This is a genomic window from Pseudomonas sp. FP215 (genome assembly GCF_030687795.1).
GTDB classification, from domain to species: Bacteria; Pseudomonadota; Gammaproteobacteria; order Pseudomonadales; family Pseudomonadaceae; genus Aquipseudomonas; species Aquipseudomonas salmasensis.
Genome location: NZ_CP117447.1, coordinates 3,794,022 through 3,804,819, shown reverse-complemented (window position 1 = coordinate 3,804,819; position 10,798 = coordinate 3,794,022). Strand labels below are relative to the sequence as shown.

At 60.3% G+C, this 10,798-nt stretch carries 10 protein-coding genes and 1 pseudogene; 6 read left to right on the top strand and 5 right to left on the bottom strand.

Going from position 1 to position 10,798, the window contains the following annotated elements:
* Positions 1–3 precede the first annotated feature (3 nt).
* Positions 4–765, top strand: coding sequence for a hypothetical protein (locus PSH76_RS17020; RefSeq protein WP_370874587.1), 762 nt, complete (start codon positions 4–6; stop codon positions 763–765).
* Between the two features lie 14 nt (positions 766–779).
* Positions 780–2,924 carry a lipase family protein gene (locus PSH76_RS17015; protein ID WP_305492635.1) on the top strand — a complete coding sequence of 715 codons (2,145 nt, stop codon included), beginning with the start codon at positions 780–782 and terminating at the stop codon, positions 2,922–2,924.
* Here PSH76_RS17015 and codA read toward each other — a convergent pair.
* From codA to PSH76_RS16995, 4 genes are all read right to left on the bottom strand, one after another.
* Entirely contained in the window at positions 2,913–4,154 is a 1,242-nt protein-coding gene (codA, locus tag PSH76_RS17010) for a cytosine deaminase (RefSeq protein WP_305492634.1), read from the bottom strand. The genes PSH76_RS17015 and codA overlap by 12 nt on opposite strands.
* Positions 4,155–4,204: 50 nt before the next feature.
* Positions 4,205–5,473 carry a cytosine permease gene (codB, locus tag PSH76_RS17005; RefSeq protein WP_305492633.1) on the bottom strand — a complete coding sequence of 423 codons (1,269 nt, stop codon included), beginning with the start codon at positions 5,471–5,473 and terminating at the stop codon, positions 4,205–4,207.
* Positions 5,474–5,703: 230 nt separating this feature from the next.
* On the bottom strand, positions 5,704–6,060 hold the full coding sequence (queD, locus tag PSH76_RS17000; RefSeq protein ID WP_003237990.1) for a 6-carboxytetrahydropterin synthase QueD: 357 nt from the start codon (positions 6,058–6,060) through the stop codon (positions 5,704–5,706).
* An 80-nt stretch (positions 6,061–6,140) separates the two neighbouring features.
* Entirely contained in the window at positions 6,141–7,220 is a 1,080-nt protein-coding gene (locus tag PSH76_RS16995; RefSeq protein WP_305492632.1) for a patatin-like phospholipase family protein, read from the bottom strand.
* A gap of 158 nt (positions 7,221–7,378) precedes the next feature.
* Between PSH76_RS16995 and PSH76_RS16990 the strand changes: the two genes are divergently transcribed.
* From PSH76_RS16990 to PSH76_RS16975, 4 genes are read left to right on the top strand one after another with little or no spacing between them, the layout of a single operon-like run.
* Entirely contained in the window at positions 7,379–7,681 is a 303-nt protein-coding gene (locus PSH76_RS16990; RefSeq protein ID WP_056788323.1) for a PepSY domain-containing protein, read from the top strand.
* Complete coding sequence (locus PSH76_RS16985) at positions 7,681–7,992, top strand: PepSY domain-containing protein (protein WP_003190266.1); 312 nt, start codon at positions 7,681–7,683, stop codon at positions 7,990–7,992. The genes PSH76_RS16990 and PSH76_RS16985 overlap by 1 nt, the downstream gene beginning before the upstream one ends.
* Entirely contained in the window at positions 7,992–8,660 is a 669-nt protein-coding gene (locus PSH76_RS16980) for a response regulator transcription factor (RefSeq protein WP_003190268.1), read from the top strand. Before PSH76_RS16985 ends, PSH76_RS16980 begins: the two co-directional genes overlap by 1 nt.
* A complete protein-coding gene (locus tag PSH76_RS16975; RefSeq protein ID WP_305492631.1) occupies positions 8,657–9,970 on the top strand; it encodes a sensor histidine kinase in 1,314 nt (437 codons plus the stop codon). The genes PSH76_RS16980 and PSH76_RS16975 overlap by 4 nt, the downstream gene beginning before the upstream one ends.
* Before the next feature lie 146 nt (positions 9,971–10,116).
* On the opposite strand, the pseudogene PSH76_RS30785 reads toward PSH76_RS16975, so the two are convergent.
* Positions 10,117–10,626 (bottom strand): annotated as a pseudogene (locus tag PSH76_RS30785) (methyl-accepting chemotaxis protein); the annotation flags it as partial.
* Between the last annotated feature and the right edge of the window lie 172 nt (positions 10,627–10,798).

Here is a 10,798-nt window from a genome sequence, read left to right as displayed (position 1 = left end):
TGGATGGGATTGGTGCTACTGGTGGTTATGGGGCTTTCGGGATGTACGGGGCGGGCGGTGGAGAGTTTTACGTTGGAGGTGGATTTGCCGGCGCAATTCGGCCTTGTGGGCGATGCTTCCTACACCCCCGCTCCGGGTGAAACGTGCAAGTTGCCTCGAAGACATGGCAAGCGACCGGATCTCAAAATATTCAAGGCTGCCAGCAAGCCCGTAGCGAATAGAGTGAGTTTCGACGTGCCACTGACAGAGCGGGTGGAAGGCTGCTCGCTGATGTTACGTAAACTTGTGTTTGCGATTAACGCAAAGTGGGGGGAGCGTTGGTCGGATGTCGGACGGGATTACGCCGCTGTTTATATCCGAGATAGTTGGGAGACGGAAATGTCTTTGATGGCCGATACTCGGGTTCGAGATCTCCCAGGACAATGCCAATGGTTGTTCCGTACCATTGGTCCTCAACATGCCCTCATTAAGGTGCTTCGATGTAATTCGCTGAGTCCCGGTGGACAACCTACGAGGGCCCGGGCGGGTGGGTATGTGTCTCGTAATGGTTTGCCCGGGAAGACGGTGAGAATGGTGTTGGCGTTAACGGAGGAAGAACAACCTGCAGTGGGGGACAACTGGGTAAAGGTTGCCGGTGGCTGGAAGCGTTGCAGAGGAGAAAGCCAGGAGGACATATTTGCGTTTTGTCGCGGCAACGTTTCTGACTTTAAGGCCTTCAAAATGCCAGATGGGCGCTTATGCGGTATTTATCCGACCTGTGATTAATAAAGGAGAAAGTCATGGAGCAGGATGCATGGAAGCAACAGTTCTTCAGCGATAGGATGCCGGCTTGTTTGTTGAACACGGATTGGTTGACCTTTTGCTTGGTTGACGAGACCGGAAGCGGAAAAGGTTATGGTGGATTGGCTTACACCATTAACGATAGTGCGGGTCAGCAATACAAAGGCCGATTAAACGCAGATGGCTTCGCCCGAATTGAGAATTTTTTTTGCGGTCCAGTAATTCTTATGATGGAAGAGCGTTATAGCGGAGTGGAAAGCCCCTATCAAGCGCTTATGGGACGCGCTGACTACGCGCTGCCTATTACTGAACTTCAAGTGCGTGCTGAGAAAACTCTCTTTATTAATAACGATGCAAGGCGTGTCGAGAATAATCCCGCGCAACAGAATGCAGATCGATTTTATCAGGTTGAGGTGAGTGAATTAGTTCGTCACAGTGCTCACTTACCTCCGGTCTCGTCACAGACTCATCGCCCAGTTCGGCATGCGCTAAAAATGATGGCGGATTTGGGCTTTGGACCTCCCGAGTCCTCACTCAAGGGATTGGTGCTCTTTCCAAAGAAATTCACGGTATTGGAGGTGCGTCCTCTGCGAGCTTTAAGGCCAGTCATTTCTACGCATGATCAGTTTTGCGCATTGAATTTGTACCAACTGGCGCTGATGGCTACGTTAAGTTATTGCGAGTTTGGTCAAGATCCTCCGGCGGCGTCTGAGGATAAAGTCAGCTTTCCCCTAGATCCAAGTATCGGAAATTTATTTGTCGAATACCTGTCTTGTTTCAGGGAAGCATGGAAGTTCGACTCAGAGCAAATACAGCGTTTCTATCCAGTGTACGAAGAGGTGGCCTATTCCAGTCGCTTTGAAATTTTACCTTTTGATCCCGAGTTGTACGGGCAGAACGACGCCTCTGGTGGTTCTGAGCATCCGGAGCGAGTGCATTTTTTTAACGATGTTGAGTCTGGTACAGATACTCAAGCATTCATCTGTCATCACGAGGAGATTGTTCTCATCGCCGTGCGTGGCACTGCTAGTGGTGCCGACGTCTTGCGGGATGCAGATGCTCACCAAACCCATTTTGTGGAGGGCGTCGGAAAAGTTCATCATGGGTTTTACCAAGCGTTTCAGGCCATGCATCGGTTCGTACTCGGATACCTTGCACGATTTCACATTGGCCAGCGCATCGTAATTTGCGGCCACAGCCTCGGCGGCGCCATTGCCTTGCTGTTGGCCGAAGGACTGCGCCGAACCCCAGATGCCCACTACAACGTCCTGCTCTACACCTACGGCGCCCCCCGCGCCGCCGACGCTGAATTCACCGCTGGCGCCTCAACCCTGGTCCACCACCGCATCGTCAACCACAACGACCCCGTCCCCAGTGTTCCGGCGCCCTGGATGAACACCACCGCCAAGCTCTGGATTCCCGGGGCCATCACGCTATTCAGCAACCCCGCACCTGGTGGCCTGCTATTCGCCGCTGGGCTGGTGCGCGTAGGCGGCAACCCCTATCGGCATCACGGTGAGCAATATCACTTCATGCCAATCACACTCGCCGATGGCAGCCATTCCTCTGTGTTATGGAAGCCGGGCTGTGAATCGCTCCAAGAGGCCGGGTGCAACCGCGCATTGCAACTGCAGGGCGATATGCCCGACCGCGATAATCTGCTGAGGCAGCTGTTCCAAGCCGACCAGCACTTCATGACCACCAGCTACATCCCCGCCGCCTGGGCGACGTTGCGCCGCTGGCAACACACCCTGGAGAGTGAGGGCCCGCTGGTGACCCAGCGGGAGTTCGAGCTGCTCGATCGGGCCTTCGAAGACATGCGCGAGCAACTGCGGGCCAAGCGGCGTGAACTGGCTCAGCGGCGCCCAGCCAATGATCGTAGCCATGAACCCACCGATGCCTTGAACGCAGAGATCGACCGTTTGCACACCAGCCGCGAGCGCTTGGCAAGCCTGCGCTGGCGTCGCCTGCAAGCCCACGATGTCTACGGCAGCCATGCCCCTTCCGCACATCTGCAATCGAGCCTCAAACGTTGGTTCAGCCACCGCGAGAATCGTGAGCCAGCCCAATTCGCCAGCATCCCGCCGCCGTCCCACGACGAACGGGCACGGGCTCAAACGCTGGACATCGACTCAGTCGTCTAAAAACTCCACCTGGGCCGGTTGCCGTTTCATCAGTACCTTGCCGTTGCGGATCGAATACAACGGCAGGCCCTGGCTACGTATGACTTCGTAGTCGCTGTCGGCCGACAGGATCAGCAGGTTCGCCGGGCGGCCTGCTTGCAGCCCATAGCGGTCGCCCAGGGCCATGGCTTTGGCACTGTTGTCGGTAACCAGATCCAGAGCGTTTTGCAAATTGCGATAACCGAGCATATGGCAGATGTGCAGGCCGGCCTCCAGCACTCGCAAGATATTGCCGTTACCCAGCGGGTACCAGGGATCGACGATGGAGTCCTGGCCAAAACACACGTTCATGCCGGCCTCAAGCAGTTCGTTGACGCGGGTGACGCCGCGGCGTTTCGGGAAGTTGTCGAAGCGGCCTTGCAGGTGGATGCTCTCGGTGGGGCACGAGACAAAGCTGATACCGGAATGCCCCAGCAGGCGAAACAGCTTGGCGCAGTAAGCGTTGTCGTAGGAGCCCATGGCCGTGGTGTGGCTGGCGGTCACGCGGGCCCCCATGTCGCGGCTGCGGGCTTCTTCGGCGAGGACTTCGAGAAAGCGTGAGTGGGGGTCATCGGTTTCGTCACAGTGCACGTCCACCAGGCAGCCGGTGCGTTCGGCCAGGTCCATGAGGAACTTCACCGAACTCACGCCTTGGTCGCGGGTGTATTCGAAGTGGGGGATGCCACCGATCACGTCGGCACCCAGGCGAATGGCTTCTTCCATCAGTTCGCGACCATTGCGGAATGACTCGATGCCCTCCTGGGGGAAAGCGACGATTTGCAGGTCGATCAGGTGCGTGCTTTCTTCACGCACTTGCAGCATGGCCTTGAGCGCGGTGAGGTCCGGGTCGGTGACGTCGACATGGGTGCGCACATGCTGGATGCCATGGGCGGCGAGGGCCTGTATGGTTTTTTTGGCCCGGGCCTTGGTGTCTTCCTGGGTAATGGTGGCCTTGCGTTCGCCCCAGCATTCGATGCCTTCAAACAGCGTACCGCTCATGTTCCAGCGCGGTTCGCCGGCGGTGAGGGTGGCGTCAAGATGGATGTGGGGTTCGACGAAGGGCGGTATCACCAGGTTGCCGGCGGCGTCCAAGTCGCCGGCCATCAGCGCCGGCACCCCGGTTTGCGCAGTGATGCTGGCGATCCGGCCGTGTTCCAGGTGCAGATCATGCAGGCCTTCACGGTTGCGCAGGCGGGCATTGATGATGTGCATGCTCAAGTTCCTCTTGGCTAAAAACAATCAGGCAGACAGCCGCCAGATCCTCAGGGCGATACTGATGTCCAGGCGGTCATGGCGCGTAGTATGGCCGTGAGCAGTACATAGGTCAGCGACGCGGCAACAATTCCCACCAACGGCGCGACCCACGGTGAGTTGAACGCCAGCACGGTGCCCACTCCATACGCAATCAGGCCGGGCCAATTGAACGCCGGCAGGCGAGCCTGCGCCAAGCGTGGGTATTGGCCGCGATAACGATAGAAGAAGTCCGCCATGATCACGCCCCCAATCGGCGGGATGACCGTGCCCAGCAGGATCAGGTACGGCACCAGCAGGTCGTACATGCCGAACAAGGCGAGCAGGGTACCGATCACCGCGCCGGCCAGGGTCACGCTCTTGCGCCGTTGGGTGCGCAGCAGGTTGCAACCGGCGACGGCGAAGTTGTAGATGGTGTTGTCCTGGGTGCTCCAGATATTGAGCAGCAACATCGCCATCGCCGCCGTGGCGAAACCTTGCAGCAGCAAGACCTCCACCACATCCGGTTGCTGATAGACGATGGCGCCATAGGCCCCGATCAGCACCATCAAGCCGTTGCCGACAAAAAAGCCGATCAGGCTGGCCAGCACCGCAACCTTGGCCGAGCGCGAAAACCGTGTCCAGTTGGTGGCCTGGGTTGCACCGCTGACAAAGGTCCCGAACACCAGGGTGATGGCGGTGGACAAGTCCAGCTCCGCGCTGGGCACCACTGCCAGCAGCCCCTGCAGCCCGCCGACTTTCACGGTGGCGACCCACATCGACAGCAGCAACAGCAGCCCCATGGCCGGCACCGCGATGTAGGACAAAATTTCCAACCCGCGATACCCCACGTAGGCGGTGGCGCAGAACAATAAGCCAAACACCAGCATCAGCCCCAGCACACTGCCCGGGCTCAACTGGAAATACTTGCCCAATACCACGGCCGCCGTGGCCGTGCCCCAGGCATACCAGCCGATCTGGGTAAAACCGAGGATCAAGTCACTGAGCTTGCTACCCACTTCGCCAAAGCAGAAACGCCCCATCAGCACCGAGTTCAAGCCGCTCTTGAAGGCGACGTAACCCAAGCCTGCGGCGTAGATACCCAACAACAGGTTACCCAGGGCCACGACGCCAAGCATGTCGATGAAGCTGAACGCCACCCCCAGCTTGCCGCCGGCGAACATGGTCGCGGTAAAAAAGGTGAACCCCAGCAACACCATGGCCGTAGAGGCCAGCCCCTTGCGCGCATGCAAGGGGACTTCGCTGAGAGGGTAGTCGTTGCCGGGGTCTTGCTGCGTCATGGGGGCTGCTCCCTGAGTGGTGACCCAGGTAGCGTGCATCCCGCGTGCCAACGCAGATGCGAGCAGGTATGCGCTGACGGGAGCAAGCCCTTTATAAGGCTGCCCCCTTCCAATCAGCGCAAAAGCAGTGCAGCGGTGAGCCAAACTGGCTCAGTCGAACAGCGTTTGTGCGGGTTTCCCAGATGGGTCAGCCCGCCGGCGCTTCGAAAAAAACCACCCGCAGGTGGTTCTTACTCACCGCGATAAATGCAGCCACTGGTGCACGTCTCGTGGATACGGATCGCACTGAGTTCCGGCAGCAGAGGTTTCAACTCCGTCCAGATCCACTTGGCCAGCACTTCGCTGGTGGGGTTTTCCAGGCCGGGAATGTCGTTGAGGTAGTTGTGGTCGAGGCGTTCATACAGCGGCTTGAAAATCGCTTTGATCTCCGAGAAGTCGCGAATCCAGCCAGTATGGGGATCCAGGTCGCCGCTCAGGTGGATGGCCACCTTGAACGAATGCCCATGCAGGCGCCCACATTTGTGGCCTTCCGGTACGTGGGGCAGGCGGTGGGCGGATTCGAAGGTAAACTCTTTGAAGATTTCCACAGTGTTTTCAGCTCGGTCAGGTGTCTGGCAGGCGGCGAGTTTAACAGCTTGACCAGCCCCTGCGCATACCGCCCATGCGGTCAAAGGGCCAGCAAACGGTCGCCGAGCTTGCCGTTGTCCGCCAATGCCAAAAACTCATCCCCCAGCCGCTGGCTCTCGCTCATCGCCGTTTGCCAATATTTGTTGCGGCCTGGATCATCGCCCATAAAGCGCTTGAAGTCGCTGCGGTCTGGCAGCTTGCCATGGGGCAGGCGGGCCAGGTAGTCCCTGGACGGCGCCAGCAGTAACACATCCTGCAAGCCCTGCTGGTTGCTGCGTCGCCATGGCAGGCCCTTGTCGAACCAGCCGGGGATGACTCGGTCGGTAAAGTGCGGGTACAGCACGATGTCATCGCCGTGGTAAGGCAGGTCTAGGTGGTAATCCAGCAGGCCGCCGTCGCGGTAGGTGCCGGCTCCGGCTCCGGGCAGGTCGCGCACGCCTTGCATCACCATGGGGATCGAGCCGGACGCGAGCAACGCCTGGCGCAGGTTACCCACGTCCAGGCTGAGGAAGCGCGAGGGGAAATCCTTCAGGGGGTGTACCGGGGGTGCCTGGCGCGGGTCGTGGATGATCAGCCGCTCAAAATGCCGCGACAGCCGTGCGCGGCCCCGCAGGTTATCGGCAATCACCGACGACAGGCCCAGCCCCAGCCGCCCACGGTGGTCATCGGCGAGCAAGCCGTGGCTCTTGACCACCATGATGTTCAGCCGATAGTCGGGGTTGTCCAGCACCCGCGCATCACGCCCGGCCAGCAGGTCGTCGAGCATGCGCTGGCAGCTCTGGCTGACTTGGGCCATGGTCACGCCTTTGGCAAAGCGCTGCTCGTTGTACAGGCGGCCCAGGTCGAGCAAGCCTTGCACCGGGTCGGGCAGGCAGGCGCTGGCGAACCGCCAGGAGCCGATGGACGCGCCGATCAGCGCACGCTCGCGTGGGGCACGGCGTAACCAGTCACCGAACAGCGCCAGGTCGAGCCCTTGGATACCCAGGGCCTTGGGGCCGCCCGCCGCACCGGGAAGGATGCCGACGTCGGCAGGCGCAAGGCCCTGCTCGCGGATGCGGGTGAAGGCGCGTTTGCCGGCCTTGAGGGTCAAGGTCGGGAACTTGATATGGATGGCGGTCATACCGGTCTCTGTTGAGGCGAGCGGGGCAGTATAGGAAATCTCGCAGGCCGTGGGAAAAATGGCTTAACCGCAATTGCCATGGTGGCAATTCAGTTTCAGTTAAGTTGCAGCGCGTACCGTGGCCGGCGTAGGAAAACATCATGTAACGGAGACTTATCATGAAGCGCCTCACTGCCCTGGGCGCCGCCGCTATCATCCTCGTTACGGCGACCCCGGCCGCCGCCGTGGACCCCGACAAGCCACTGATCGTGCCGGCCACTGTTACTATTGTCGCTTTCGATCAATTGGAAGCCACGGCCCTGGCCCTTCACCCTGGTTCGACGCTGCTGGACACCGATCTGGATGAGGAATATGGCAAGTACGTCTATGAAGTCGAGCTACGAGATACCAACGGGATTGAATGGGATGTTGAATTGAACGCGCTCACCGGGCAGGTTCTCAAGAATCATCAGGATACGTAATGAAGGTAAATTTACGCGTCGGCAGTCGCGTGGCGCTGGTGCTCATGGTGTTTTGTTCCAGCCTGGCGGCCCGCGACCTCAACCAGGACGAAGCCCTAGCCCTGCGCCAGCAAGGCGTGATCCTGCCATTGGAACAGCTGTTGCAGCAGGCCATGGCACGATACCCCGGCTCGCGGCTGCTGGAAGCCGAACTGGAAAAGAAACACGGGCAATATGCCTATGAAGTGGAACTGGTGACCACCGAGGGCGTGGTGCGCGAGATCAAGCTGGACGCCACCAACGGTGACCTGATCAAAGATGAGGAAGATTGATGCGCCTGCTCCTGGTGGAAGACAACGTCCCCCTGGCCGACGAACTGATGGCCGGCCTCCAACGCCAGGGCTATGCGGTCGACTGGCTGGCCGATGGCCGCGACGCCGTGTATCAAGGGCGCAGCGAACCCTATGACCTGATCATCCTCGACCTTGGCCTGCCAGGGTTGCCCGGGCTTGACGTGCTGGCGCAATGGCGCGCCGCCGCGTTGGCCATCCCGGTGCTGATTCTCACCGCCCGCGATTCCTGGGCCGAGCGTATCGAAGGGCTCAAGGCTGGCGCCGATGATTACCTGAGCAAACCCTTTCACCCTGAAGAGCTTTACCTGCGCATCCAGTCGCTGCTGCGCCGCTCCCACGGCCAGACGAACCAGCCCACCCTGCAAGCCGCTGGCCTGCATTTGGATGAAGGGCGCCAGTGTGTGCTGCGCGACGGCGCCGAAATCCAACTGACGGCTGCCGAGTTTCGCTTGTTGCGCTATTTCATGCTGCATCCCGAACAGATCCTGTCCAAAAGCCACCTGGCCGAACACTTGTATGACGGCGAGACCGAGCGCGACTCCAATGTGCTGGAGGTGCACGTCAACCACCTGCGGCGCAAGTTGGGCCGCAGCGTGATCGAGACGCGGCGCGGCCAGGGCTACCGTTTCGGCGCCACCCCGGCATGAGGTCAATCCAGCGGCGCCTGAGCCTGGGGTTGATCAGCGTGATGGTGATTGTCGGCGTGGTGCTGGCGCAAACCAGCCTGTGGTTGTTCGAGGCGGGTTTGCAGCGCTACCTTGAAGCGGGCTTGCGCAACGACAGCGAAAACCTGCTGGTGGCGCTGGTGCGTGGGCCCAACGGCGTGCAGTTGGATGAGCAACGCCTGTCGCCGGCGTACCAACGGCCATTTTCCGGGCATTACTTTCGTATCGACTTTGCCGATGTGCATTGGCGCTCCCGTTCACTGTGGGACCAGGAACTGCCCCGGCTCCCTGTGGCGGGGCTCAAGGGCAACCTGCAACTGGGGCCCGAAGGCCAGCAACTGTTGGTGTTGCGCTCGGACTACAAGCGCTTTGGCCAGTCGATTTCCATCAGCGTGGCCCAGGACTACACGCCCGTACGCGAGAGCTTTCGCCTGATGCGCCAGGTCGGCCTGGTGATGGGGCTGGCGGCGCTGCTGCTGGTGCTGATCCTGCAACGGGTCACCGTGCGCCGTGCCTTGCGCCCGCTGGAGACCGCACGTAACCAGATCGCCCAACTGCAACAAGGCCAGCGTTCGCAACTCGACACCCAGGTGCCGCTTGAGCTCGAACCCCTGGTGGCGCAGATCAACCACCTGCTGGCGCACACCGAAGACAGCCTGAAGCGCTCCCGCAATGCCCTCGGCAACTTGGGCCATGCGCTTAAAACCCCGCTGGCGGTGTTGTTGAGCGCCGCTTCCAGTGAAGCCCTCAAGGATCAGCCGCAGTTGAGCCAGTTGCTGCGCGAGCAATTGGAGCAGGTGCAGCAGCGCCTCAACCGTGAACTCAACCGTGCACGCCTGGCCGGCGATGCCTTGCCGGGCGCGTTGTTTGACTGTGAACAAGAGCTGCCCGGTTTACTGGCCACCCTGCGCATGATCCACGGCGAACACCTGGACCTCAGCTACCAGGTGGCGCCGGGCCTGCAACTGCCCTGGGACCGTGAAGACCTGCTGGAACTGCTGGGCAATCTGTTGGACAACGCCTGTAAATGGGCAGACGCCGAGGTACGTCTTAGCGTCAGCGAGATGCCCCACGGTTACCAACTGGCGGTGGAAGACGACGGCCCCGGCATTCCCGAGGCCCAGCGCGACCAGGTGTTCAGCCGTGGCGCACGCCTGGATGAACAGAGGGTTGGCCATGGCCTGGGTTTGGGGATCGTGCGCGACATCGTTGAGGTGTGGGGCGGGGTGTTGCAGCTGCAGGAGAGTGAGCTAGGTGGGCTCAAGGTCTTGATCCAATTGCCACGCCGCTAGCATTCACACACCGTAGTTCAAAATGTGGGAGCGGGCTTGCTCGCGAATAGGGTGTGTCAGTCAATGCATTGGCGACTGATACACCGCATTCGCGAGCAAGCCCGCTCCCACCCTGATTTTGCTATCTCAGGTTGTGTGCAAGGTTCTTACACCCTGAACTGATCCATCAACCCCTGCTGCTGATTCGCCAGGCTGTTCAACGCCTGGCTGACCCGCGCCGATTCATTGGCCTGCTCCGACAACGACTCGGTCACATCGCGAATGGTCGCCACGTTGCTGTTGATCTCTTCGGCCACCGCGCTTTGCTCTTCGGCGGCGCTGGCGATTTGCAGATTCATGTCGCTGATCACCGTGACCGCATCGCCAATCTGGCGCAAGGCCGTCACGGCCTGGCCGACCTGTTCGACGCTGCCCTGGGCCTGGCGATAGCTGTTGCCCATGGAACCGACCACGTCGCTGGTACCGGTTTGCAATTGTTCGATCACCAGGCGGGTTTCTTCCACCGATTCCTGGGTGCGCCGTGCCAGGTTGCGCACTTCGTCGGCGACCACGGCAAAACCGCGGCCGGCTTCACCGGCGCGAGCGGCTTCGATGGCGGCGTTGAGTGCCAACAGGTTGGTCTGCTCGGCGATGCCGCGAATTACTTCGAGCACCGAGCCGATCTGTTCGCTGTTGGCGGCCAAGCCTTCTACCTGGGCCATGGCAGTGCTCATGTCGGCGGCGAGTTCGCCAATGTTGACGGTGGTGCGGTCGATAACCGTCAAGCCTTGGCGAGTCGCCTGGTCGGCATCTCGAGCGGCTTGGGCCGCCTGGGCGGCGCTGCGGGCC